Origin of the sequence: Thermobifida sp., from assembly GCF_017577275.1 — a bacterium.
Lineage (GTDB): Bacteria > Actinomycetota > Actinomycetes > Streptosporangiales > Streptosporangiaceae > Thermobifida > Thermobifida fusca.
Genome location: NZ_PITY01000021.1, coordinates 53,307 through 79,440 on the forward strand (window position 1 = coordinate 53,307; position 26,134 = coordinate 79,440).

General features: G+C 66.9%; 17 protein-coding genes. 10 read left to right on the forward strand and 7 right to left on the reverse strand.

Annotated features, from left to right (window positions below):
* Window positions 1-47: 47 nt before the first annotated feature.
* The 4 genes from CW348_RS08765 to CW348_RS08780 all read left to right on the forward strand — a co-directional run bounded on the left by CW348_RS08765 (window position 48) and on the right by CW348_RS08780 (window position 8,477).
* Window positions 48-2,294, forward strand: coding sequence for a flotillin family protein (locus CW348_RS08765; RefSeq protein ID WP_104612922.1), 2,247 nt, complete (start codon window positions 48-50; stop codon window positions 2,292-2,294).
* A gap of 7 nt (window positions 2,295-2,301) precedes the next feature.
* Entirely contained in the window at window positions 2,302-7,260 is a 4,959-nt protein-coding gene (locus CW348_RS08770) for a DNA repair ATPase (RefSeq protein WP_287463428.1), read from the forward strand.
* Window positions 7,261-7,407: 147 nt separating this feature from the next.
* The gene (locus tag CW348_RS08775; protein ID WP_016189333.1) at window positions 7,408-7,752 is read left to right on the forward strand and encodes a DUF4913 domain-containing protein; all 345 of its coding nucleotides are present in this window, start codon (window positions 7,408-7,410) and stop codon (window positions 7,750-7,752) included.
* Complete coding sequence (locus CW348_RS08780; protein ID WP_104612740.1) at window positions 7,749-8,477, forward strand: hypothetical protein; 729 nt, start codon at window positions 7,749-7,751, stop codon at window positions 8,475-8,477. Before CW348_RS08775 ends, CW348_RS08780 begins: the two co-directional genes overlap by 4 nt.
* 163 nt (window positions 8,478-8,640) lie before the next feature.
* Here CW348_RS08780 and CW348_RS08785 read toward each other — a convergent pair whose 3' ends face one another.
* A complete protein-coding gene (locus CW348_RS08785) occupies window positions 8,641-9,873 on the reverse strand; it encodes a zeta toxin family protein (RefSeq protein ID WP_011293260.1) in 1,233 nt (410 codons plus the stop codon).
* A gap of 11 nt (window positions 9,874-9,884) precedes the next feature.
* On the reverse strand, window positions 9,885-10,169 hold the full coding sequence (locus CW348_RS08790; protein WP_104612739.1) for a hypothetical protein: 285 nt from the start codon (window positions 10,167-10,169) through the stop codon (window positions 9,885-9,887).
* A 625-nt stretch (window positions 10,170-10,794) separates the two neighbouring features.
* Here CW348_RS08790 and CW348_RS08795 point away from each other — a divergent pair.
* Both CW348_RS08795 and CW348_RS08800 read left to right on the forward strand, forming a co-directional pair.
* Window positions 10,795-11,067 (forward strand): hypothetical protein, encoded by a 273-nt coding sequence (locus CW348_RS08795; RefSeq protein WP_011293262.1) that lies wholly within the window; start codon window positions 10,795-10,797, stop codon window positions 11,065-11,067.
* Window positions 11,068-11,091: 24 nt separating this feature from the next.
* Entirely contained in the window at window positions 11,092-11,643 is a 552-nt protein-coding gene (locus CW348_RS08800; protein WP_011293263.1) for a hypothetical protein, read from the forward strand.
* A 129-nt stretch (window positions 11,644-11,772) separates the two neighbouring features.
* Here the strand turns inward: CW348_RS08800 and rox are convergent, their stop codons facing one another.
* A complete protein-coding gene (gene rox, locus CW348_RS08805) occupies window positions 11,773-13,200 on the reverse strand; it encodes a rifampin monooxygenase (RefSeq protein WP_016189335.1) in 1,428 nt (475 codons plus the stop codon).
* 515 nt (window positions 13,201-13,715) lie between these two features.
* Between rox and CW348_RS08810 the strand changes: the two genes are divergently transcribed.
* Both CW348_RS08810 and CW348_RS08815 read left to right on the forward strand, forming a co-directional pair.
* Window positions 13,716-14,099, forward strand: coding sequence for a hypothetical protein (locus tag CW348_RS08810; RefSeq protein WP_011293265.1), 384 nt, complete (start codon window positions 13,716-13,718; stop codon window positions 14,097-14,099).
* Window positions 14,096-16,819 carry a tetratricopeptide repeat protein gene (locus CW348_RS08815; protein WP_287463434.1) on the forward strand — a complete coding sequence of 908 codons (2,724 nt, stop codon included), beginning with the start codon at window positions 14,096-14,098 and terminating at the stop codon, window positions 16,817-16,819. The genes CW348_RS08810 and CW348_RS08815 overlap by 4 nt, the downstream gene beginning before the upstream one ends.
* 204 nt (window positions 16,820-17,023) lie before the next feature.
* On the opposite strand, the gene CW348_RS08820 is transcribed toward CW348_RS08815, so the two are convergent.
* The gene (locus CW348_RS08820; RefSeq protein ID WP_016189338.1) at window positions 17,024-19,873 is read right to left on the reverse strand and encodes an FAD-binding and (Fe-S)-binding domain-containing protein; all 2,850 of its coding nucleotides are present in this window, start codon (window positions 19,871-19,873) and stop codon (window positions 17,024-17,026) included.
* Between the two features lie 740 nt (window positions 19,874-20,613).
* Entirely contained in the window at window positions 20,614-22,302 is a 1,689-nt protein-coding gene (locus tag CW348_RS08825) for a serine/threonine-protein kinase (RefSeq protein ID WP_011293268.1), read from the reverse strand.
* 245 nt (window positions 22,303-22,547) lie between these two features.
* Between CW348_RS08825 and CW348_RS08830 the strand changes: the two genes are divergently transcribed.
* Window positions 22,548-22,886, forward strand: a complete 339-nt coding sequence (locus CW348_RS08830) for a zf-TFIIB domain-containing protein (RefSeq protein WP_081430436.1) — start codon at window positions 22,548-22,550, stop codon at window positions 22,884-22,886.
* 9 nt (window positions 22,887-22,895) lie between these two features.
* Window positions 22,896-23,528: an AAA family ATPase gene (locus tag CW348_RS08835; protein WP_016189340.1), complete on the forward strand. Its 633-nt coding sequence runs from the start codon at window positions 22,896-22,898 to the stop codon at window positions 23,526-23,528.
* Window positions 23,529-23,623: 95 nt separating this feature from the next.
* Here the strand turns inward: CW348_RS08835 and CW348_RS08840 are convergent, their stop codons facing one another.
* Complete coding sequence (locus CW348_RS08840) at window positions 23,624-25,882, reverse strand: cation-translocating P-type ATPase (RefSeq protein ID WP_104612736.1); 2,259 nt, start codon at window positions 25,880-25,882, stop codon at window positions 23,624-23,626.
* Window positions 25,882-26,046, reverse strand: a complete 165-nt coding sequence (locus tag CW348_RS08845; protein WP_155983554.1) for a hypothetical protein — start codon at window positions 26,044-26,046, stop codon at window positions 25,882-25,884. Before CW348_RS08845 ends, CW348_RS08840 begins: the two co-directional genes overlap by 1 nt.
* Between the last annotated feature and the right edge of the window lie 88 nt (window positions 26,047-26,134).

Genomic DNA, 26,134 nt, shown 5'->3' on the forward strand with positions numbered 1-26,134 from the left:
ACACCATCGCCCACCCACCAACCACGAGCTGTGAGGGACCACCACCCATGGACACTATTGCCACGGGGGCCGGTGTACTGATCGCTGTCCTCCTCCTCGTCCTCCTCGGACTGGTCATCATCGTCAGCCGCCTGTTCCGCAAAGTGGAACAGGGCAAGGCCCTGATCATCTCCAAGGTCCGCAAGGTCGACGTCACCTTCACCGGCGCCATCGTGCTCCCCGTGCTGCACAAAGCCGAGGTGATGGACATCTCGGTGAAGACCATCGAGATCTCCCGCATGGGGAAAGACGGCCTGATCTGCCGGGACAACATCCGCGCTGATATCCGCATCACGTTCTTCGTGCGGGTCAACAAGACCGTCGAAGACGTCATCAAGGTCGCCCAAGCGATCGGCGCGGAACGCGCCAGCGACCAGGCCACGCTGCAGGAACTGTTCAACGCCAAGTTCTCCGAGGCCTTGAAGACCGTGGGCAAGCACTTGGACTTCGAGGACCTCTACACCAAGCGCGCCGAGTTCCGTGACCGGATCATCAGCGTGATCGGCACCGACCTCAACGGCTACATCCTCGAGGATGTGGCGATCGACCACCTGGAGCAGACTCCCCTGTCCCAGCTCGATCCCCACAACATCCTCGACGCACAAGGCATCCGCAAGATCACCGAGCTGACCACCGAGCAGAACATCCGCACCAACGAGCACCGCCGCAACGAGGAGAAGGAAATCGAGCGCCAGAACGTCGAGGCGCGCGAAGCCATCCTCGAACTGGGACGCCGCCGCGCGGAGGCTGAGACCAGGCAGAAGCGCGAAATCGAGACGATGCGCGCCCAGGCCGAAGCCGAAACCGAGATCGTGCGGGCCGAGGAGTTGCTGCGCGCCGAGATGGCGCGGATCCGCACCGAACAGGAGCTCGGTGTCCAGCGGGAAAACCGGGAGCGGGAGATCGCGGTCGCCGCGAAGAACCGCGAACGGGTCCTCGCTATCGAAACGGAACGCATCGAAAAGGACCGGCTCCTGGAAGTCATTGCCCGGGAACGCGAAACCGAACTGTCCCGCTACGCCAAGGACAAGGAGCTGGAAGTCGAACGGCGCCAGATCGCCGAAGTCGTCCGCGAACGCGTCGCCGTAGAGAGGACCGTCGCCGAACAAGAGGAGAGCATCAAGCGGCTGCGCGCGGTTGAGGAGGCGGAGCGCCACCGGCAGACCGCGGTCATTCTCGCTGAGAGCGAGGCCCAGGAGAAGCTCGTCAAGGACATCAAGGCCGCGGAGGCCGCGGCGCAAGCCGCTGAGCACACGGCGCGCAAGCAGCTCACTCTCGCAGAGGCCCGCCAGCGGACCGCGGAGCTGGAGGCTGACGCCACGATCCGCCTGGCGGAAGGCACCCAGGCTCAGGCCGCGGCCGAAGGGTTGGCCCAGGTGCAGGTGAGCGAGCGCGAAGCCGAAGCGTTGGAGAAGCTGGGCCGGGCCGAGGCTGCGGTGGCCCGCGAAAAGGCGCTGGCCCGGGCCGAAGAGATCGAGCGGATCGCCCAGGCCGAAGCCGCTGCCGACCGGCAGAAAGCCCTCGCTCGCGCCGAAGAAATCGAAAAGGTCGCCCAAGCCGAGGCCACTGCGGACCGCCAGAAAGCCCTGGCCCACGCCGAAAAGATCGAACAGATCGGCCAGGCCGAGGCCACTGCCGACCGCCAGAAAGCCCTCGCCGCGGCCGAAGGGGCCCGGGAGAAGCTCAAGGCCGATGCCGAAGGGGTCCGTGAGAAGCTCAAGGCGGAAGCCGAAGGGATCCACGACAAGGCCGAAGCGATGGCCGCGCTCAACGAAGCAACCCGGGAACACGAGGAGTACCGCCTGCGGCTGGAAGCCGAGAAGGAAGTCCGGCTCGCCGGGATCGACGCGCAGCGGCAGATTGCCGAAGCCCAGGCCACGGTGCTCGGCAAGGGCTTGGAGAACGCCGACATCGACATTGTCGGCGGCGACGGCGCGTTCTTCGACCGGGTCATCAACGCGGTCAGCGCAGGCAAGGCCGTGGACAGCTTCATGGACCATTCAGCGACCGCGCGCACCCTGGCCGGTCCGTGGCTGGACGGCTCCCGGGACCTGCCCGCCGATCTGACCCGCGTGTTGAGCGGGATCGGTTCGGAGGACGTGAAGAACCTGTCCTTGTCGGCACTGCTCCTCACGCTGATCAACGCGGGCGGTCCGCAGGCGAAGCAACTGTCCGCCCTGCTGGAGTCCGCCCGGAAACTGGGGGTGGCTGACCTGCCGCTCGCCGACCTCACCAGCCCTGTACCGGAGAAGTGAGGGTTTCGTGACTGACCTTGTCACACCCGCTTCCGACGACACCCGTGCCGGGCTCGACATGGGCACCTACGAGGTGCTCCGAGCCCGGCTGGGCGAGCAGGCCGAGGAGCTGGCGCGCCGCGCCGAAACTCTCAACGCTGCCCGGCTGAAAGTTTTCGGGGGTGCCGAGCTGGCGCTGCTCGGCACCGAACGCATCCACACCGCCGCCGCCTGCGTGCCGCGGGACATCGTCCCCCTCGGCTCTTTCCTGCTGTTTGGCGCCAACCCGGCCCGCGGACTAGGGTCGGAGACCCGCGTCTCCGACGTGTTCTCCCTGCACCGCTTCTCGTCCGGTGACGGCACGCCTTCCCTCGTCACGGCAGCGCCCGGCGACCTGCCGGGCCTCGTAGACGACACCCGATTCCGCCGCGATTTTGCGGAAATGTACCGGTACTTCCGAAACACGCGGCTCCTGCAGTTGCGGCGCGTGGAAGGCCTGCTGCTCGCCGTGTTCCAAACCGGTCCCACGGTCTCCGACGTCCGGGTGCTGCGCTGGCGGATCGGGGCCGACGGCTCTGTCACCTACGTGGACAACAAGGGGGAACGGGACCATGTTCTCCCGCCGCAGCAGGACGTCACCTGGGTGCAAACCACCCGCGACGACCACGTGCTCGGCCGCCACCCGCATATTTCCGTCGACGGCGAAGTGTTCGTGTCAACAGTCGGCGGCACCCTGACCGTCAAGGTCGACAACGACACGGAGACCCGGGACGGCATCTACAGCGAACCGGTCGCGGAACGGTTGCAGAGCCTCGCCGACGCCGACGTCTCCTACGCCCGCACCGGATCTCTCCTCCTGCTGCGCATCCTCCCGTACAAGGAGACCGAGCACCGGCACCTGGTGTTCAACACGCGCACCAAAACTGTGGTCCGCCTCGACGGGATCGGGCAGGCCTGCCAGCGGCTCCCCGACGACCAGGGGATCATCTTCCCCGGCGGCTACTACCTGGCCACCGGAGCCGTCAAAACGTTCGACACCGACGTGTCCGGCCTGGAGTTCCTCTCCCTGGTCCGCTCCCCCAACGGCGAAGACGTCCTCTACGTCTTCCACTCCCGCGCCGAGGGCCGCAGCCTGCTGCTGCCCTACAACACGATCCGCAAAGAGGTCGCCACCCCGATCTCCTGCCACGGGCACGCGGTCTTCGACGACGGCACCATGGTGGTGTTCCGCGCCTTGGACGACGAACCCACCCGGGTGCACCCCTTGCAGGTGTGGCGGACCCCGTTCCAGTCCGACACGTACGCGGCCCGCCAACCCACGGGAACCGGGCCGTTGGAACGGGTCGGCAACGCCGACCTGGTGCGCGGGATCTCCGACGCTTTGGCGGTGACCCGCATGGTGCGGGAGATGGCCCCGTCCGGGCCGGTGTTCGACGGGCTGATCGCCGCGTGCACGCGCATCCTCGACCAGCACTACTGGCTGTCCGACCCGGAGTTGGAGAACCTGGCGGAGCCGCTCACCCAGGTGCGGGCCACCGCCGAACAGGTGGTGGACGAGTTCGCGAAAGTCCAGGAGCTCACCGCGCAGGCCAGGCGTGCTCTCGACGAGACGGAAGCGGACATCACCGCGCTCGTGCGCCGGATCCGCGCCGAGGTGCCGACTTCCGCGGACGAGTGGGTGCGCAGCCTCGCGGAGATGCGCCGGGCCCGCGGCCGCGCAGAAACCCTGCGTGACCTCCGCTACGTGGACACTGCACGCTTGGACGCGCTCATCGACACACTCGAGTCAGCGACCGCGGATGCGGGACGCCGCGCCGTGGAGTTCCTCAGCGGCGCGGACGCGTTCGCCGACTACCATTCCGCGGTCGCCGCCCTGGCCGCCGAGGCGGAGACGATCGCCACGGTCGCGGACGCTGAACCAGTACAGCGCAGGCTCGCCGAGCAGACCGACGGGTTGGAAACCGTCACCGAAGTGGTCGGCTCGTTGGAGGCCGCCGACGCGACGGTGCGCACCCGCATCCTGGAACAGGCCGCGGAAGTGCTGGCCACGATCAACCGGGCCCGCGCAATCGTGGACGCGCGCCGCCGCGAACTGCTGTCCGCGGAGCGGAAAGCCGAGTTCGCCGCCGAATTCGCGCTGCTGGAACAGTCGGTGGCCGGTGCGCTCGCCGCCGCCGACACGCCGGAGGCCTGCGACGAGCAGTTGGGACGGCTGCTGCTGCGGGTGGACGGTTTAACGTCGCGGTTCGCGGAGTTCAGCGACTTCCTCGCCCAACTGGAAACGAAACGCGACGACATCTACGAGGCGTTGCACGCCCGCAAACAAGCCTTAGTGGATGAGCGGATGCGCCGCGCCGACCGGCTGGTGGAGTCCGCGGAACGCATCCTGGCGAGTGTGCGACGCCGCGCCGCCACGTTCGGCTCGCTGGACGAGGTCACCACGTTCTTCACTTCCGACCCCATGGTCGCCAAACTCCGCTCCCTGGCCGAGGAGCTGCGGGAACTCGGCGACCAGGTGCGCGCTGAAGAGGTTGACGGCCAGGTCGCAGCGGCCCGGCAGGAGGCGGGACGGGCGCTGCGGGACCGGCAGGACCTGTTCGCCGACGACGGCACCACCATCCAGTTGGGCCGCCACCGGTTCGCTGTCAACACCCAGCCGCTGGAATTGACCATGGTGCCCCACGAGGGGCGCATGGCCTACGTCATCACCGGCACCGACTACCGGTCCTGGGTGACCGACCCGGACTTTGAGAAGACCCGCCCGTTCTGGGACCAGCCTTTAGTGTCGGAATCCCCGGACGTGTACCGGGCCGAATATTTAGCGGCAGAACTGCTCGCCGCAGCCGAGGCCGGACGGAACGGCCTGTCCCTGTCCGCGCTGCGGAAGGCCGCGGAGGATCGGGACGCGCTGCTCGCCGTGGTCCGCCGGGAAGCAGAGTCCCGCTATGACGAAGGGTATGAACGCGGCGTCCACGACCACGATGCTGCCGCGATCCTGGCCGTGCTGGTGCGCCTCGTGGACCGGGCGGGCCTGCTGCGCTATCCGGGCCGGTGCCGGGCCGCAGCCCAAGTGTGGTGGGCGTACGGCACCGCGGCCCCGGACCGGCAGGAGTGGGCGGCGCGAGCCCGGTCCCTGGTGCGGGCCCGGTCCTTGTTCGGCTCGGGTACCGCGGACGCGCTCGCCGAGCTCGCCGCAGAACTTGAAGAACAGGTCACCGTGTTCCTTACCACCACGGGATTGGACGCCTACCGCGACTGGGCTGCGGGCGCGGGCGGCTACCTGGTGGAAGAACTCGCTGCCAGCCCGGAGGGGTTTGTGACCAGCCCGGGGGCGCGGTCGCTGGTGGACCGGTTCCGTGACGCGCTCGGCCCAGACCAGGACTTCACGGCAGAGCTTGCTGCCCTCGGTTCGAAGGTGGCGGCCCGCTTCCGCGTGGTGCACGCGTGGCTGTCCGCGTTCGCCGCAACCCGGGAGGACGTGGACACCGCCGACCTTCCTGAAGCGGTCGCGCTGCTGCTCGCCGACACTCTTCCCCGCTACCCAGCGGAGGGGGCGCTCACCGCAGCAGTGGACGGCTTGCTGGGCGTGCACCCGCGGATCCAGGAACGCCGCCTGGAGGTGCGGTTGGACGAGTTCCTGGACCGGTTGCGCCGCTTCCGCACGGAACGCGTGCCCGCCTACCGCGCCTATCTGCGCCGTCGCAACGAACTGGTTGCCGCGGAACGTGCCCGGCTGCGGTTGAGCGAATACCAGCCTCGCGTGCTCAGCTCGTTTGTCCGCAACCAGCTGGTGGACGAGGTGTACCTGCCGTTGATCGGCGACAACCTCGCGAAGCAGTTGGGGGCGGCGGGCTCCGGCAAACGCACCGACCAGATGGGGCTGCTGTTGCTGATCTCCCCGCCCGGCTACGGCAAGACCACGCTCATGGAGTACGTGGCCGACCGGTTGGGTCTGCTGTTTGTGAAGGTGAACGGCCCGTCCTTGGGGCACGCGGTCACGTCGCTGGACCCGGCTGAGGCGCCGAACGCCACGGCCCGCCAAGAGGTGGAGAAGATCTCGTTCGCGTTGGAGGCGGGCACCAACGTGCTGCTGTATGTGGACGACATCCAGCACACGTCCCCGGAGCTGTTGCAGAAGTTCGTGTCGCTGTGCGACGGCCAGCGGCGCATGGAGGGTGTGTGGCAGGGCCGCACCCGCACTTATGACCTGCGCGGCAAACGCTTCGCCGTGTGCATGGCCGGCAACCCGTACACGGAGGACGGGAAACGGTTCCGGGTCCCGGACATGCTCGCGAACCGCGCTGACGTGTGGAATCTGGGAGACGTGCTCAGCGGCCGGGATGACGTGTTCGCGTTGAGCTACGTGGAGAACGCGTTGACGTCGAACCCGGTGCTGGCCCCGCTGTCGACGCGGGACCGCGGGGATGTGCGCTTGCTGGTGCGGCTGGCTCGCGGCGAGGAAGGTGTCCGCCCCGACCAGTTGTCCCACCCTTATTCGAAGGTGGAGTTGGAGCAGATCCTGTCGGTGCTGCGCACCTTGCTGCGGGTGCAGGAGGTGGTGTTGGCGGTGAACCGGGCTTATATCGCTTCGGCCGCCCAGTCGGATGCGGCACGCACCGAGCCGCCGTTCCTGCTTCAAGGCTCGTACCGGAACATGAACGCGATTGCGGAACGAATCGTTCCGGTAATGAACGACGCCGAGGTGGAGGCGCTCATCGACGACCACTATCGGGGTGAGGCGCAGGCGCTCGCCTCGGGCGCGGAAGCGAACTTGTTGAAGCTGGCTGAGCTGCGCGGCCGCATGACGGAGGAGCAGCGGGCGCGGTGGGCCGAGGTGAAGGCGGCGTTCCAACGCGCCCAAGCCTTGGGCGGTGCCGAGGATTCCCCCATCAACCGGGCGGTGGGCGCGGTGGGACTGCTCGCCGACCGGGTGGGTGCGGTAGAGCAGGCCATCGACCGCGCCGCGCAACGGTTGTCGTCGGAGTGACCGCACAGCGAGGGGAAGCACTGGTGGTCCTGTCCCGGGCGCGGGGCAGGACCACCGCGGGTTCTTAGGACAGGGCCGGATGGTGGGGCGGCTCTCTCTACAGAAGAAGCCGAGGGGGAAGACCACGCCGAACTGTTCTACGGCTCGGTGGACGAGTTCGTGCGCGAGGTCATTCTGCCCATGTACCAGCGCAAAGTTGGTCCCCGCAGCTCTCGCCGCTGGTCTGCTGAATGGTGGCGCTCGGCAGAGGCCGTGTCTCGTTTGGATGCCCTGTGGCGGGCCTGGGAGCACCTCCGGTTGGACGGCGCCTTGGGAATGAGCACCTGGTGGCGCGACCACGCTGACTACCACATGAACATCCTGTTTCCTCCCGACGGACCGTTCGGACGCAGCGAAGACGAGAACAAACCCGGTGCTCCCCTGCCCTACACCCCGCCCCGCCGGGACTGTTCCCTGACGTCCGCGAGGGGCGCTGACCTGGAGGCTAAATGAACGAGTCTGACGGCATTGAGGAAGCGCTCTATGAGAACCTGCGCGAAGCGCTCCACGTAGCGGAACAGCTCGGACGCCAGTGGGCCAGTGTCATCGGGAAGATCCGTGAGATCGCTGAACGGGAGCGGGAGGAAGCTGCACGCCGTGCTGCGGCCCAAGCCCGCTACCAGGCGGTGTGGGACAAGGCCCGGGAGAAGCTCGCCGTAGTGGACAACCCGCAGTGGTGGAGGCAGGCCACTGTCGTGGAGATCGCGGAAGTCCACGAGGTCGTGACCGCCTGGCGGGAACACGAGACGGAAGCCGCGCGTATTGACGTGGTCTACCGCAGAACGTTGGAACGCTACGAGATGAGCGTCATCTCCTCCGAACAGGTTCACGAGGCTCCCGTATACGAGGCCCCGCGCGAGGACCGGTCGGCTCACGCCAGCGCCGAATACGACTTCGATGGAGCAGGGCCGCTGGTGCCGGAGCCCACCGCCGGGGAAAAAGGCGAGGCAGCCCTTCCTCCTTGGGACTCTGCGGAGCGCCGCGTGCTGATGGAACAGCGGATGCGCGAAAGCGGTGTCTCCTCTGAGCTCATCAAAGTCCACATGCGGGTGCACCGGATGAACGCCAGGCCACCGCAGGCCGCTGTCCGGGACCGGCGTCGTGTTCTTTCCTCGAGCACGTCCCGCAGCCGTGTCCCGAGCCGCCAGTTGGACAAACCTCGAGCGATAACACGCTGATCCTGACACGAGGGTGGGCTGCCCCAGGCATAGAGGCGGCGCACCCTCGCGTGTTACTGCAACCGGTTGCGGCTTCTCGTTCTGGCTCCTGATGAGGTGGGAACGCCTTCGTCGATGTTTCCCGCAGCGGCGTGGTGACGGTTAAGGGCCGGACCGGGGGACGCTACCGCTCAAGACCGGGGTCTTTTTCACGTCCTTGACGCTTGTCCGCAGCAGCCTGAGGGGACGGGGAAGTCGACGTGCCCCTCATGGGCGGCGCTACCCCTTGCTGTGCTCGTTTCACTGCTTCCACAGCGTCTTTGGGCAGGTCCTGCGAGGTTTCTTTTAGCGCCCCCGCTACCAGCGCATAGAAACGTGTCTTCTCCTCCTTGCTGGCGTTCATGAACTCTTCTGGATGGCGCGGAAGCTGCGTGTTGGGAACGCCGCGCTCCCCAGCCTGGAAAACGATCTTCTGCACTTTCTGCCACGTTTCGTGCTGCGCCATCCGCTCAGGATCATCCGCATAGGCGACGTGGGCGACGCGGTCCGCATGCTGGTGCAGGGCGAGCATCGTCGGGGCTGTGGTGGGGTTCAGCTCCTCTCGAGCGATGAGATCAGCGGAGTTCTTCCAGTAGGCGTTCAGCCATTTCTGCGCTTGTTCAGCGTTAAAGGGGATTTTTCCTTCGCTGCGCGCTTCGCGTAGGGCTTCCGCGGCACGTGCCGGCTGCTGCCACGCCCCGTCAGGTCCGCGGCTGTTGTCGTAGTGGATCGTTCCTGCCCTGTCGGTGACGATCACCCGGTCTATCTGCGGGGTGTTTTCCAATATCTCGACCGACAAGGGCAGTTGGTCGAATGTGGCGTCATGGCCGCCAATGTCAGCCCACCGGCCCTCTCCCGGGGGATCGGCAAGGTAGCGGCCGACCATGTCCAAGGCGCTCTGCTCGCGGGGAGTGGCGACAACGACGATCTCGTTAAGGAAGCCGTCGTGGACACCCGGGACCGGTTGAGCCGCTTCCTGAGCGTATTGCACCAGGTATTCGGGAGAACGGAAGGTGCCCTCGACGACGATGCCGTACCCGTGCTGGTGGGCGTATTGGCGAACCATGTCGGACCAGACGTACATGGCCTGCGAGGTCAAGGGGACCATCTCGTGGGGGCGGTCCCGCATGATCTCCTCATAGCGGGGATGGAACGTGCGCAGCTGGTCAGGGCTGAGCTGGACTATGCGCCCGCCGTGCCGGACGACAATATCGTTGAGAGCGTGCGATTTTCCCGCTGCTAGCTGGCCACCCAACTGGACCAGGACCGGGCGCTCACCCCGCGGATAGGGCTTTGCGTTCCTGAACAGCCGGGGCTGTATTAATTCGTCAAATATTCTTTGAAGTTCTTCCGGAGAGACGTCGAATTCGTTAGCCATTCCCCAGGCTCTCAGCCTTCGCTCTTAATCTCGTCCAGCTCTTCGCGCATCCTCAGAATTTTCTCGACCATCTGCTCTCGACTCAGACCAAGATTGTTTTGAATCTGCCACACTTCTATTGAGCGCTCTTTAATTTCCTCCCTGGCCTTGGGGTCTTCGATCTTTTCCGCTTTGCGCGCCAGGGCTGCACTCAGCCTTGCAGAAGTATGGTCAAGGACATCTCGGATCACTTCGTCAGAAGTGTCTTCGTCGTAGAGGACTTCTTTGTCGCTTCTGCCCTTCCATGTGTGGTCCATGTTCTACTCCTTTTCTTCCAGCCTCGGCATGAGGGTGCGCCGTTCAACGAGTGGCGCCAGTCCCGCATGCCTCTCCAGCACACTTTCGAACATGTGCGGAAAAGGATCGTATCGACGCCACCCTACCCACACACTCGCCCAGATATCACTACAAAACAGAAATAACGCCACAAAACTGGACGTCAAAGTTGACCGGTTCCGGCCATACCCCTACCGGCCGACGCTCCAAAAGAACTAGCAACGATAGGCACGTTGGTGCTCCGGCCCACCATCGGCCCCGAACGGGTCCGTAGGGCGACACCACCCCCTGGGCGGTGCACTCCTGTGGTGATCGACAGCGACCGTATGGAGGAATGCCACGCCTGATACAGCACCTAGGACTGCGTTTTCAAGGGGAATCGCACAGCCGAGAGCCCGGCACTATGCCGCCGCGCTCGGGAATGGAACGGTCTTCGAAATCTACTCGACGCCCCTAACCGCCACACCGGTATCATCCGGTCCGGTTTTCACACCAACGGAAGTTCGTCCCATCCGCCCCGCTCCCCTGAACACCATGTCCTTACCGATCCTGACCGGTCATCAAGTCGATATTCACGTCACTTAACCACCGTCTGAGGAGAAAGCCATGGCCGTGCCAACCCCCCACGACATCCACGCTTCCATCACCGCTGTTTTTGGCCCTGCCATCGACCGCCAAGTCCACACCTTCAGCTCCGGCGCCGTCTCCATCACCCTGCGTGCCCAGGGCCGTACCGCAGTCATCGACGGCACCCCTAGCGGCGAGTGGGGTGTGTCCATCGACCCTGACGAGGCCACCGCTATGGCCGGACACGACACCGTCACCGACTCCTTCTCCACAGCGCTCGATATCGCCCGCAACGCCCTCCTCGCCCCTTAATCCACTCCAGGAAAGAGACCGCATATGCCGGAACAAGACACCCCTAGCCCTCTTTCCCTCAAAGAACGCCTCGCCCTGGTCTACCAGCGTCTCGACCAAATGCCGCCGCCCACCACCGCTCAGGAAGCTTTCGACCGCCTCAACACCGTCCTGGAAGAAGTCGAAGACGAATACAGCGGCGTCCCCAAAAACCCCAACCCCGGCCTGAAGTTCGACGGCCGTATGTACCCGCCCAGGGAAGACTTCACGGAATACACCGCCGACGGCAGAATCCTGGCGGTGACCAAGGGAAACACCATTGAAGCCCTTCCCGACGGGACGCTCACTATCAGCAGCCGCAAAACCGGACAGCCCGTCTATCAGCGCAAAGGCGCAGGACAGTCCCTCACCCTCGACAACGAAGCAGGGCTCGAAATACAGAACCCAACGATTGCCAAAGCATTCGAAGCGGTACGGCAGGCTCAGCAAGGGATGGTCCCGCCTGGGACACGCGCACACGGCCGGTCCCAGGCTCCTGCCCCGCGCCGCAACCTTGACACCCCACACCGCAGCAAAGACCGCGGTCCTGAACTCTGACCCCCCTTCCGGCAGCCGCCGACCGGGGGAAGAACGGCAGGTCCCCGGCGCGGCCTTGGCTCTGCCGCGACAACCGGTTGCCGTGGCATTGGAGGACTGCTTTGCTGCGGGGCCGTCCGGCACTCCGGATCAGGCTGCTGGGTCGCCGAACCACCGGGGCAGATGGGCGAGCAAGTCGTCCTGGTCCTCCCCGATCCAGGCCACGTGGCCGTCCGGGCGCAGCAGCAGCGCAGGAACGTCGATCTCCGCTGCACTGTCGGCGACATGGTCGACCCGGTCCGCCCAGCCCGCCACGGAAAGCCGCCCAGTCCGGTCCAGCAGCACTCCGCGGCCGTGCCGCATCCGCTCATACAAGCGCCCTTGCCCCAGGCGCACGTCCCGCAGCCGACGGCCGAGCAGGGCATGGCCGTCCCCGAAGTCGTAGCGGACCCCGACCGCGGTGATCTTCTCCATCACATGCCGGTTCACTTCTTCGAAGTCCATCAGCTCTGACAGCAGTCGGTGTGCTGCCCGGGCTCGCGGATCGGTGGACATGAACGCGGACTGCGCCAAAGTGTTGTCCAAAACCTCGGCGGCGACCGGGTGCCGTTCCGTGTGGTAGCTGTCCAGCAGTCCTTCCGGCGCCCAGCCGTTCACCGCTGCGGCCAGTTTCCAGCCGAGGTTAAACGCGTCCTGGATGCCCAGGTTGAGTCCTTGCCCGCCGAGGGGTGCGTGGATGTGCGCCGCGTCGCCAGCGAGCAGGACCCGCCCCACCCGGTAGCGCTCGGCCTGCCGAGTAGCGTCGTTGAAACGCGACAGCCAGCGCGGCGAATGCACGCCGAAGTCGGTGCCCGTCACCTCCCGCAGCCGTTGCGCGAACTCTTCCAGGGTGGGCGGGGCCGCTCGGTCTTCGGACACGTGCGCTGCGGGAACCACGGCCCGGTACACCCCGTCGTCGAGAGGGCCCATGGCGAACCCGAGCTGGGTTTGGCGCACCTTCGCCATGACGGCAGCGACCGTCTCCGGGCTTGCGGTTGCTTTCACCTCGCCCAGCAGCCACTCAGTGGTGGCGGATTCGCCGGGAAAACCGACGCCGAGCAGGGTGCGCACGGTGCTGCGGCCGCCGTCGCAGCCGACCAGGTAGCGGGCCCGCAACTGGGTGCCGTCGGCCAGTTGTGCGGTCACCCCGTCCTCGTCCTGACTCAATCCCACGAGTTCCCAGCCGCGTCGGATGTCGGCGCCCAGTTCAGCGGCGCGCTCCTCTAGCAGCCGGTCGGTGGTCGGCTGCGGAATGCCGAGGATGTACGGGTGGGCGGTGTCCAGCGACTTCGGCCACGGCTTCATGATCCCGGCGAAGTAGCCGCCCACCGGGTGTTTTGTGCCGTGGGCGAGGAACCGTTCCAGCAGGCCGCGCTGGTCCATGATTTCGATGCTGCGCACGTGCAACCCGAGTCCGCGGACGATTCGGGTCGGTTCGGCCCTCTTCTCCACCACGACCGTGTGCACGCCGTGCAGCCGCAGCTCGCTGGCCAGCATGGTGCCGGTCGGTCCCCCGCCGACGATGATCACATCGATCATGACGCTCGTCCCCCATCAACGCGTGTCCCAGTCCAGGCCAGCGATTCTGCGGCATACCCGGGGTCTTGCCGCAAGCCCGGGGGTGTGTCGTACATTGGCAGTGGCGGGGATTTTTCTGGATCCCCGCCTTTTCTTGTGCCTCACGGCTCCGGTTTTGGTTCCTCGCGCGGTGCACGACAGAGCAGGTCCTTGTCCGCCTGTGGCTGTGCGCAACTGCGACGCTTAGGGAACAGGGGCGCCGCGTGGACGGGATTGGCCTTAGGCGGGTCTGGGTGGCGTGCGGCCGCGCCGGAACCTTCGGTGAGACCAGTACTGCGAATAGTGGCCTATAGCCGCCCCGCTATTCCGGTCGCACCTGAAGCCGGGTCCCTGCCGGCCGTTGATCCACCTTTTCCTTGCGTAGAAGGCAGCGGGGTCAAACTGTGCTCGTCTGCTGATTTCGACCGTGTATCAGTTGCGCACAAAAACTACGGCGACATGTCCATAGTCAGCTGAGGATGGGGAACCATCTCCGTATGAAGCGCAAATGGCTTTGGGTGACAATCCTTGTTGTTGTTGCGGTGATACTGGCCGGACTGTGGGCGCTTGCCCGTTTCGTGCCTGGCCTAGGCGGGCTCAGCGAGCTCAGCCAATTCTCTGCTATCGCCTCGTTCGTGGTGGCAGTAGCAGGCCTGGTGGTGGCTTTGTGGCCTCCTCCTGCTTCCCCTGAGGGGAAAGGCAAGAAAAGCGGGAACGGCGATGTCATCAAGTTCGTAAGCGTGAAAGCCGGGCGCTCCGTGAAAGGCAAAACCGGTCCCAGCACCTTCCCGGGCGGAGACTACATCCACATGCGCGGCATCGAGGCCGGAAAGGACGTCATCGGAAAGCAGACCACTCAGTCCCGGAAGGAGCGCAAGTGAGCGACACCGGGTCCACACCGAACCCTACCCCAGTCCATATCAAAATTATAAAGGCCCAGGCTGGCAACAACGTTATTGGCCAACAGATCACAAAAGAGAACAATTTTCACTTTTATCTCCATCGGTCCCGCCCCACCGCGAAGTTCTCCCTCCCCGCCCCTCCCCCGGCCCTGGTAGGCCGCCAGCACGAAGTGGACACTCTGCTGAGCTGGCTTGACCCCACCGCTTCTCACCAGGAGGAGGACGAAACGTCCTCAAGCGTCGTGGTGTCCGCGCTGGCGGGCATGGGAGGAGTGGGTAAAACCGCTCTGGTCGCCTCCGCAGGACGGATAGCCCACCAGCGTGAATGGTTCTGCGCGGAACTGTTCGTGGACCTACGCGGCTACACCCCCGGCGCCGTACCCCTGTCCGCAGACGCAGCCTTAGACGTGCTGCTGCGCCAAATGGGTATCGCCCCCGAGGAGATCCCCGCGGAGCTTGAGGAGCGCGCCGCGTTCTACCGGTCAGCTCTGACGGAACTGTCCCGCAACGACCCGCGCGGCCGACCGGTGCTGGTGGTGGTAGATAACGCTCAGAGCGCCGAGCAGGTGCGCCCCCTGCTTCCCGGTCCCGGCAATCACCGGCTGGTAGCCACGAGCCGCAGCAGCCTGCACTCTTTGACCGGTGCCCACCACATTGACCTGGACGTTCTCACCGCCGATGCGGCCGTGGAACTGGTGGCCAGCATCCTCAAGGAAGACGATGCGCGCACCCGCGACACTGAGGGCTTGCGGCAACTAGCTGAGGTGTGCGGCTATCTGCCGTTGGCGTTGGAGATCGTTGCCGCACAACTCGCTCGTACTCCCCAACTCACCCCTGCCCGCCTGGTGCAACGGCTCAAAAAAGCGGCCTCGCGAGTGGACAAGATCCACGACCTCAGCCGAGACGCGAGTCAAACACGGATTCTCCGAGCGGTCTTCGACACCTCCCTCGCACAACTGACCGACGACGAAGCACGAGTTTTCCTTCTTACGGCTTCCAGCCCAGGCCCGACTATTTCCACGTCCGCCGCCGCGGTACTCACCGGCCTTGACGAAGACGCCGTGGAAGAAGTGCTTGAAGAACTGGTGGCCGTGCACCTGGTCCAACACGCCAGCGAGGACCGGTGGGGAGCGCATGACCTGCTCATCGACTACGCTGCCAGCCACCCCCAACCGCCTGCCGACCGCGACCAGGCTCTTACCCGACTGTTGGACTACTACGTGACCACGGCTCACGCTGCGGACACCCATTTGAAAGCCCCACCCAGTCAAGAGGTTTCCAACCGGTTCGCCCGCCGGGAGGAGGCGCTGGCCTGGCTGGACAACGAGCAGGCCACTCTGGTAGCTGCCGCGCTCGCTGCCCCCACCCTCGACCACACCGACGCAGCGGTTCTTCTCCCCCTGCTCTTGACCAAGTACCTGGACCTCAGGCGTCGTTTCGGGGAGTTGGAACAGGTTTCCCGCTCTGCTCAAGCTGTTGCGCACGCCACCGACAACCCGAACGCAGAAGCGCAGGCATGGCTCGCTCTCGGCCTTGCCTTGGTAGGCATGCGCCGCCCCGAGGAGGGCGGCGCAGCGTTCACTCGTGCCCGCGACCTGTTCCGCCAAACCGGGAACACCCTTGGCGAAGTGGAAGCGTTGACCGGGCTTGGTGGAGCACGGCAGCAAGCGCGTCAGCTCGACGACGCTCTTGAGGCGTTCACGAACGCCTCCAACCTGCTGGGGCGTATCACAGATCCTCGCAGCGGGGTGCCGGCGCTCACCGGTGTCGGTCTCGCGCTCCAGAGTATGGGCCGCTTTAAGGAAGCCCTCGACGCTTTAGACCGCGCCCATGCTCTGCTCGAGCAGACCGCAGACCCTTACGGGGAAGCGCAAGTATTGTCCTGCCGTGGCCTGACCCTGCTCGGTATGAGCCGGTTTGAGCACGCCATCAAGTCGCTCACCCGCGCCCAAGAGCTGTTTCAGCGCACCGGGGACGCACACGCCGAGGCACAGACATGGGTGCTCCTCGGCACAGCGCTCAACCAAGCGAACCGGCCGAAGGAGGCTATCGACGCTTTCACCCACGCTCGAGAGCTGTTCCAGCGCACCGAGGACACCCAAGGCGAAGCACAGGCATGGGCTGGCCTCGCGGAGGCACTGCGGAAAACAGGACAGACGGAAGAAGCCGTCAAGGCCGCCGACCATGTCCGTGACTTGCTAGGGCAGGAAGAAGGCGCCGCCCTTGAAGCACCGGAGCTGGCTGCCCTTGGCATGTCCCAGCTTGCTTCAGGTGAGTTTACGGAAGCCGTCGACACGCTCACTCGCGCCCGCACGCTGTTCCGCCAAACCACGGACGCCCGTGGTGAAGCGGAAGCGTGTGCTGGCCTCGGCACAGCGCTGATTGGTGCGGGTCGGGGTGAGGACGCTGCCGAGGCTTTCACCCGCGCCCAAGAACTGTTCCAGCAGGCCGGGGACATCCAGAGTGAAGCGCAGGCCTGGAGTGGTCTTGCCGCAGCGCTCGGCCAAGCGAATCGGCCTGAAGAAGCCCTCAAGGCTGTCACCCGCGCCCAAGAACTGTTCCAGCAGATCGGAGACACCAAGGGTGAAGCGGAAGCATGGGCCGGGATGGGGCTGACTCTGTTGGGATCCGGGCGCATCATCAAGGCGCTGAAAGCGTTCGTGCGGGCGCGCCAACTGCGCCGCCAGAGCCAGAAATAGCAATCCACTGCGGCACACCCTGGTGCGTGACACGCCCTGGTCAGTCCAGTGACGAGTTACTGGCAGGTAGTTAAAGGTTGGGGCGGCCCGCCGGGGCATCCCCGGCGGGCCGCTGCGTTTCCCCGCCCTGGTTCCAGGCTGGGGGAGCATTCCATGGACCTGGCCCGGGCAGCGGTGTTCCGCTGAAGCCGGAACACCGACAGGTCACTGCCCGGCCGTGGCTTGGCTGCCGCGGCCGTTACGGAGCAGGGTCGCCAGGTGGACGGGCCGGGCCTCCGGGTGGGCTTGGGTGACTTGCAGTCGGCAGCTGAACCCTTCGGTGAGAACCGTGTCCCCGGCTCCTGCGGCGCGCACCGCGGGCAGCAGTCCTTGTTCCGCGCATGCCAGCGACACTTCGTAGTGGCCGTCCACGAACCCGAAATCACCGGCCAGGCCGCAACACGAGTTCTGCGGCACCTCCACTGTGGCTCCGGCCCGTTCCAGCAGGGCTCGTTCCGCGTGCCAGCCGGATCCGGCGTGCTGGTGGCAGTGCACTTGAGCGATCACCCGGCTGGTGATGCGGGGCGGCTCCCAGTCGGGGGTGAACTCGGTGAGCGCCTGGGCGAGCGTGCGGACCGCGCCAGCGACTTCAGCGGCCTCGTCGGTACCGAGCAGGCGCGGCAGTTCGCGGCGCAACTGTTCGGTGCAACTGGGTTCCAGGCCCACGATGACCGCGCCCGCGCGCACCGCGGGCAGCAGGGCGCGCACCGTGCGCTCCGCTACTCTCCGCGCCACCCCGAGTTGTCCGGTCGACGTCCACGTCAACCCGCAGCACAGCCGGGCCGGGCTGTCCACGACTTCCCAGCCCGCGTCCCGCAGCACGGCGCGGCCGTCCGCGAGCACCTGCGGGAAGAACGCGAGGGTGAAACTGTCGGTCCACAGCACGGCGCGCGGCTGGTCTGTGGTGAACCCGCGGCGCAGCGGGGTCCGATCCGCGGCGGAGGCGCGACGTTGGCGGCGGGTGGCGAACACGGGCAGATCGCGTCTCCGGTCGATTCCCGCGACGCGTTTGAGGAGCCCGGCGAGCGGGGAGCGGGCCACCGTGTTGACCAGGCCCGGCATCACGCCGGCGGGTTTCAGCCACACGGGCAGCCAGCCCAGCGTGTAGTGGGCGCGCGGCCGGATCCGGTGCCGGTAGTGGTGGTAGAGGAACTCCGACTTGTAGGCGGCTACGTCCACTCCGACCGGGCATTCTCGAGCGCACGCCTTGCAGGACAGGCACAGTTCGAGGGCTTCGCGCACTTCGGGGGACCGCCAGCCGGCGGTGACCACTTCCCCGGCGAGCATCTCGCCGAGGACGCGGGCCCGGCCGCGGGTGGAGTCTTTTTCCTCGCGGGTCACCTGGTAGCTGGGGCACATCGCCCCGGCGTGGGCGCGGCACTTGCCTACGCCCACGCAGCGGCGCACGGCGCGCGCAAAGTCGTCGCGGTCCTCGGCGAGCCGCAGGACGGGGCGGACCGGGGCGGCCATGGCGAGCGGCCGCACGTCGGCGTCGAGCGGGCGGGGCCGCACGACCGCGCCCGGGTTGAGCAGGTTGTGCGGGTCCCACACGTGTTTGGTGTCGGCGAACGCGTTGAGTAGGGCGGGCGAGTAGACGCGGGAGAGCAGTTCGGAGCGGGCTTGCCCGTCGCCGTGCTCCCCGGACGGCACGCCGCCGTGCCGGACCACGATGTCGCAGGCGGCTTCAACGAACCGGCGGTAGCGGGCCACGCCTTCCGGGCTGGTCAGGTCGGCGTTGAGCCGCACGTGCAGGCATCCTTCGCCAAAGTGGCCGTAGACGGGGCCGGACAGTCCTTCGTCGCGGCAGAGCGCGTCGAAGTCGCGGAGGTAGGCGGCGAGGTTTTCCGCGGGCACGGAGGCGTCCTCCCAGCCGGGCCAGGCTTCGTCGCCGCTGGGCGGGCGGGTGGCGAGTCCAGCGGCGTCTTCGCGGATCCGCCACAGCCGGACCCGGTCCGCGGGGTCGGTGACGACGAGGGTGGAGCGGACGTGGGCGGCGAAGGCGCGTTCCGCGCGGCGGGCTGCGGCTTCGGCTTCGGCAGGTGTGTCTCCACCGAATTCCACGTACAGCCACGCGCCGCCTTCGGGCAGGTCGGCTACCCGCGGGCCGAGCAGTTCGGTGTCCATGCCTTCCACGGTGAGCGGACGGTAGGCGAGGAATTCGTGGGCGATTTCCGCGGCGGCGTAGCGGTCGGCGCAGCCAACGAGGAGCAGGACGCGTGCTTTGGGGGCGGGCACGAGGGTGAGGGTGGCTGAGGTGGTGATGGCGCAGCCGCCTTCGGTGCCGACGAGGCTTTTGGCGTAGTCGCGGCGTTCCGGAAGCAGGTGCTGCAGGGGGTATCCGGAGACTTGTCTGCGGTAGCGGCCGAGTTCGGTGCGGATGGGGGCGAGGGCGTGAGCGGCGACCGCGTCCAAGCCGTCCATGAGGGCGTGGTCGGGCAGCCCGTCGGGGGTGGTGATCTGGGTGGCGGTGACGGTGCGGTGGCGGCCGTCCGCGGTGACCACGTGCAGGGCGGTGATGTTGTCGGCGGTGGTGCCCCAGGCGACTGAATGGGAGCCGCAGGCGTTGTTGCCGATCATGCCGCCGAGGGTGCACCGGTTGTGGGTGGAGGGGTCAGGGCCGAAGGTGAGCCCGTGCTGGGCGACGGCGGTGCGCAGTGTGTCGAGGACGACCCCGGGTTCGACGACGGCGCGGCGGGCTTCCGGGTCCACGCTGAGGATGCGGTTGAAGTAGCGGGAGGTGTCCACGACCACGCCGGTTCCGAGGGCTTGTCCCCCGCAGGAGGTGCCGCCGCCGCGCATGGTGATGCCGACTCCGGCTTCCCGGCAGATTTCGACGGTGGCGGCGATGTCGTCGGTGTGGCGGGGGTAGACGACGCCGAGGGGGATGCGGCGGTAGATGGAGGCGTCAGCGGAGTAGAGCGCCCGGGCGAGGGGGGAGAAGTCGACGTCGCCGCGGATGGCTACGGCGAGGGTCCGGGCGAGCGGGGTGTGTTCGTGGGATGCGACGGTGGTCATGGGTCCACGTCTACCCCGCCGTGGCGTGGTCAGCGGGGCCGGGGGCCGTCATCGCGGGGAGGCGCGGGATGGTTTTTTAGCCGGGTGGCGCCGGGGCGGGTTTCCTGGCGTGGACACCACCACCGACAGTGCGAAGTTTTTCCGGTTTTTAGATCTTCATCAGCGAACGTCCAATTAGCGTTTTTCCTGTTCTTAGCCCCAGAACGAGACGAATGAACTTTCCTGCCCCGAACCCATTGACATCTATGAAGAGTGCCACAAATAATAGGTATCGACCGCTTGGGAGCGCTCCCAAAAGGTCAGGAGAAGATCCCTTGTTGGGCGGTGGCTGCCTTCCTCCACTCCTCCCATCCTCAGGGTGGCCACCGTTCCTCCCCCCCGGCAAGAGATCTGTGAGCCCCCAGACCGGCGGCCCTACCCGGGAGGGCCGAACCGGTCACCGGATCCTCACTGGATGATGGCTCACCCCACTCGAGCCACTCCCAGAGAGACCGAGGTGCGTGCGGGCGCCTGGGTCTCTACCACCGAAGGGCTCGTCTCCAAGGCTTGAGCCAGCCCTGGAAGGGTTGGGGTGCGTGCGGGCGCCCTGGCTCTTCGCCACCTGAAGAGAGCTCGCCTGGAGACTTGAGCCACCTGGGGTCGGGGTGCGTGCGGGCGCCCCGACCCCCACTTCTTTTCCTCTTCTTTCCCCGCCTGGGGACATTTCTCACACCCGTCTCACGGGTGTCTCCACTCCCCGACTACGCGGCAGGCTCGAAACTCTCCGACATCCGGTCCAGCAGCGGCGCCCCCGTCTCCTCCCAGCCGTCCGCCGGATACACCAAGAACAGCGCATACCCCTTCTTCTCGGTGTGGAATCCCCGGTTCACCGCGTGCATCCGCTGGCCGTTGATCGTGAAGGTGAACTCCCAATCCGACGCCGTCACATAACGCTCCATCGACGGGTGGTCGGAATATCTGATGTCAATCAGGGAGTAGTTCGAAAAGCGTCCAGCCGCGCCCCGCTCTTGGGCCTCCCAGTCTTTTTTCGCGTCGGGATTCGGCGAATCCGTCTGGTCCACCTGCAGATAGCCGCCCTCGGGGTTGCGGAAGAACACGCTGCTTCCCCGCCGGTCCACCGACCATCCTTCCGGCACGTCCAACGAGAACCCAGTGGGATCCTCGTGCCGGACCAGCGGAGGCCCCGAATAGTCGTCGTCCTCCGCTTCCTCCTCGCTGTCCTCGTCGTCTTCTCCGACGCCCTGCTCGGCGGCCTCCGCGGAGGTTGTGGGCTCCGGCTCTTCCGCCTGCCCCGTCTCCTCGCTGCTCTGCGAGGTTTCCGCGGCCGGCTGCTCCCCGTCCGCCCGACTGTTCCCGCCCGCAGGGACGAACAGCACCACGGCGGTGATCACCGCCACCACCACGCACAGCGCCAACGCCACCAGGCCGACGGTCGCCAGCGTGCTGTTCCGCTTCCCCGGCTCCGCAGGCGAGGACAGCGGCAGCGCACTCGTGTCCGCAGCCGGCTTCGCCACGCTCACCTCGGCAGGGGCCGGGCTGGCCTCCTCCTGCAGCGTGTGCGTCCCCGTGGACGACGCGGAACTGCTCTGCGGCGGGAAGCTCATCACCACCCGCTGCAGCTCCTCCACGACCTCGTGCACCGTGGGACGCTTCTGCGGGTCCTTGTTGAGCAACTGTTCCAGCAGCGGCCGCAACGGCCCCGCCTTCACCGGCGGAGGCACCTCGTCCACCACCACCGCGGTGAGCGTGGCCATCGGCGTGGCGCGCTGGAACGGCGGGGCCCCGTGCAGCGCCGCATACAACGTGGTGCCCAGCGCCCACATGTCCGCTGCCGGGCTCGCAGGCTCGCCCCGCGCCTGCTCCGGCGCGAGATAACTGGGCGACCCCAGCAGGCTCCCCGTCCGAGTCAGCCGGCTGCTGCCCTCCAAATAGGCGATACCGAAGTCGGTGAGCACCGCCCGGTCCCCCCGGGCCACAAGCACGTTCCCCGGTTTGATGTCGCGGTGCACGATCCCGCGCTGGTGCGCCACAGACAGCGCCGCAGCCACCTGAAGCCCGAGATTAGCGGCCCGCTCCGGGCTGATCGCCCCCTCCTGTTTGATGATCTCGCTCAAGGACTTGCCGTGGACGAGCTCCATCACAATCCACGGAAAACCGTCCTTTTCCACCACGTCGAACACGGTGATGATCGACGGGTGGCTGAGCTGAGCGGCGCTACGCGCCTCCCGCAGCATCCGGGCCCGCAGAATCTCGATCTCCTGCGGCGGCAGATGCTCATTGATCGTCAACTCCTTGATGGCTACCGGCCGATCAAGGAGTTCGTCGACACCCTCCCAGACACGTCCCATCCCTCCTGCGCCGATGAGTCTGTGCAGCCGATACCGACCAGCGAGGAGGAAATCGGGGAGTTGGGGGGAATCATTGCTCATCGGCGGCTTCCTCGGTCTGATGCTGGCGCGGCCTACCGGTGCGGCGCCCCAACCGGAATTTTAGAAGGCTCAGCCCTTTGTGAACCCCTTCCACAGGCGGGACTGTCGCCTTGTCTGTCCAAATCCTTCGGAAACCCGGAATGACCTGCGGTCTTTTAGGGAGAAAAACGACACGGCCAATGGCGGCCCGCGCGTGTCTCGTCGGCTAGGGACACTGGCAACCCTTCCCCGAATACGATGGCACTGTGATTTGTCCTAAGTGCCAAGGCCGTATGCGCACCTTCGACCGTATGGGTGTCCACATCGACCAGTGTGAACGGTGCAGAGGCATCTTCCTCGACGCCGGAGAGTTGGAGCAAATCGTGGCGGCTGAGCAGCGTCACTACGCGGCCCCGCCCCCGCCGCCTCCACCGCACGGGGCACCGCCACCACCCATGTACCACGCCCGACCAGACTCCTACGGCTATGCGGACTCGCCGCGCCCCTACTATCCCGACTCTCCCCGACCGTACTACGCCGACTCCCCACGCCCCTATGGCTACAAGCGTCGCCGGAAAAGCTTCCTCGAGGAGTTGTTCGACTAGGCCGCAGCCGTGAACCTCCTCATCTGTGCGCGCTGCGACGCGTACACGGACACTCCCGTCGTGGAAGCAGACCCGCCGGTGCTCCACTGTGTCGAGTGCGGGCACCGGCGGCCGTTCCGACGTCTCCCCCTGTTCGCGGTGACTGGGCCCAGTGGCACAGGAAAATCCACGGTGGGGCGGCTGCTCACCGAACGGCTGTCCGACCGCTACGTGGTGGTGGAACAGGACGTGCTGTGGGTGGACGGGCTCCGCGACCCGTCCCACCACCACCGGCTGTTCCGGTCCACGTGGCTGCGTATGGCCGCCATGATCCACCAGAACGGCCGCCCCGTCGTGCTGTGCGGCACGGTCGTGCCCCCGGAGTTCGAACCGCTGCCGGAGCGTGCCCTGTTCTCCGAAATCCACTACCTGTCCCTCATGTGCGATCCCGAAGTGCTCGCTGCCCGGCTGCGGGCCCGCCCGGCGTGGCGGGAATGGGACGAGCCGCGGATCGCGGAAATGCTGGAATACGCGGCGTGGATCCGGGAGAACGCGGCGACCATGACCCCGCCGATGACCCTGCTCGACACCACCGACGCCTCGGTGGAGGAGACCGCTCACGCCGTGCAAGAGTGGATCACCAGCCATACCGCCACGCCCTGACCCGGGGCGGGACGAGGGCGGGCACACGGCCCCCAACAGCAGTTGGGCGGCGCGGGCAGCAGCCCGCACCGCCCAGACGGCAGCGTGTGGCGCGCTCACGGCGCGGCATGGGGGCGGAAGCCCCGCAGCCGCAGACTGTTGCTGACCACGAAGACGCTGGAGAACGCCATGGCCGCGCCCGCAATCATCGGGTTGAGCAGCCCGGCAGCGGCCAGCGGCAGCGCCGCCACGTTGTAGGCGAACGCCCAGAACAGGTTGCCTTTGATCGTGGCCAGGGTGCGGCGGGACAGCCGGATCGCGTCCGCGGCGACCCGCAGATCCCCGCGGACCAGGGTGAGGTCCGCGGCCTCGATCGCCGCATCCGTGCCAGTGCCCATCGCCAGCCCCAAATCGGCTTGGGCGAGTGCGGCCGCATCGTTCACCCCGTCACCGACCATCGCCACCACGCGGCCTTCGTCCTGCAGCCGTTTGACCACGTCCACCTTGTCGGCGGGCAGCACTTCGGCGATGACCTCGTCAATACCGACCTGTTCGGCGACCGTGCGGGCCACGGCCGCGTTGTCGCCGGTGAGCAGAATCGGGGTGAGCCCCAGCTGCCGCAACTGGGCCACGGCCTCGGCGCTCGTGGGCTTCACCGTGTCGGCGACGACAAGCACCCCGCGAGCCTTCCCGTCCCAGGCGGCCAGGACCGCGGTGTGGCCTGCGGCTTCCGCCTGTGCGGCCTTCCGCGCCACCGCCTCCGGCACGGCCACGCCTTCCTGGGCGAGCAGGGCGGCCTTCCCCACGAGGACCGTGCGGCCGTCCACTACCCCCCGCACCCCCAGCCCTGCGGTGGCAGCGAAATCAGTCACCGGCGGCACATTCCCGACCCGGTCGGCGGCGCTCCGGGCGATCGCCCGCGCAATAGGGTGCTCGGAGGCGTGCTCCACAGCCCCGGCTAGCCGCAGCACCTCGTCGGCGTCCTCCCCGTCGGCAGCGGCCACGTCGACGAGCGCCATCGTGCCCATGGTGACCGTGCCGGTCTTGTCGAGCACCACCGTGTCCACGCGGCGCGTGTTCTCCAACACTTCAGGGCCTTTGATGAGGATGCCGAGCTGGGCTCCACGGCCCGTGCCCACCAGGAGCGCCGTGGGAGTGGCCAAGCCCAGCGCGCACGGGCAGGCGATGATGAGCACCGCGACAGCAGCGGTAAACGCGGCCTCCACCGGGCCGCCCGCCCCCAGCCAGAACCCGAGCGTGGCCACCGCGAGCGCGATCACCACGGGCACGAACACCCCGGAAATCCGGTCGGCGAGCCGCTGCACCTCGGCCTTGCCGCTCTGCGCCTCCTCCACCAGCTTCGCCATCTGCGCGAGCTGGGTGTCCGCGCCCACGCGGGTTGCGCGCACCACGAGCCGGCCGCCGACGTTGACCGTGGCGCCGACCACCGCGTCGCCGACCCCGACTTCGACGGGCACGGACTCACCGGTGAGCATGCTCGCGTCCACGGCGGAGGCGCCCTCCTCCACAACCCCGTCCGTGGCGATCTTCTCCCCGGGACGCACCACGAACCGGTCACCGACGGCGAGCTGCTCCACGGGGATCCGCGTCTCCCGGCCGCCGCGCACCACCGTGACCTCTTTCGCGCCCAATTCCAGGAGGACGCGCAGCGCGGCCCCGGCCCGCCGCTTAGCCCGAGCTTCGAAGTAGCGTCCGGCGAGGATGAACGTGGTGACCCCGGCCGCGACCTCCAAGTAGATGGCGGCAGAACCGTCGGTGCGGCTGATGGTGAACTCGAACGGGTGCGTCATGCCGGGCATGCCCGCTTCCCCGAAGAACAGCGCATACAGCGACCAGGCGAAAGCCGCCAGCGTGCCCATGGACACCAGCGTGTCCATGGTGGCCTCCCCCAGCCTCAGGTTTTTGACCGCGGCGATGTGGAAGGGCAGCGCACCCCACACCACCACCGGAACGGCCAGGACGAGGGACGCCCACTGCCAGTAGGTGAACTGCAGGGCCGGGATCATCGCCATGGCGATGACCGGAATCGACAGCACCGCGCTGACCAGCAGCCGTGTGCGCAGCGCTGCCACCGGGTCAGCGGCCTGGTCTTCCGTGTCCTGGGCGGCGCGGGGCGGGGCAGGGAGGGCCGCCGTGTAGCCTGCTTTCTCGACCGTGGTGATCAGGTCGTCGATGGTGACGCCGCTGTCGAACTCCACTGACGCTTTCTCAGTGGCGTAGTTGACGCTGGCCCGCACCCCGGCGAGCTTGTTGAGTTTGCGTTCCACTCGGTTGGCGCACGACGCGCAGGTCATGCCGCCGATGAGGAGTTCAACCCGTTCGGCGTCGCGGCGCCGTGTGGCTTCCTCACCCATCAGTCCCCCTGCTCTTGCACGGCCACGGGCGTGCTTTCCGCCGCGTTCGCGTGGGTGAGCGTGCCCACCCCGTAGGCGATCCCGAATACGGCGACGAGCACCAAACCGTAGATTCCGAGTCTGCGCACCACGCTCATGGCCGGTTTCTCCGATGTTGCCGACACTCCCTTACCCTCAACCAATATACCCCCCAGGGGTATTCCACTATGGGAGGGCTCATCCGAAAAGACCTGGTCGAGGCGGGTGAGGCGG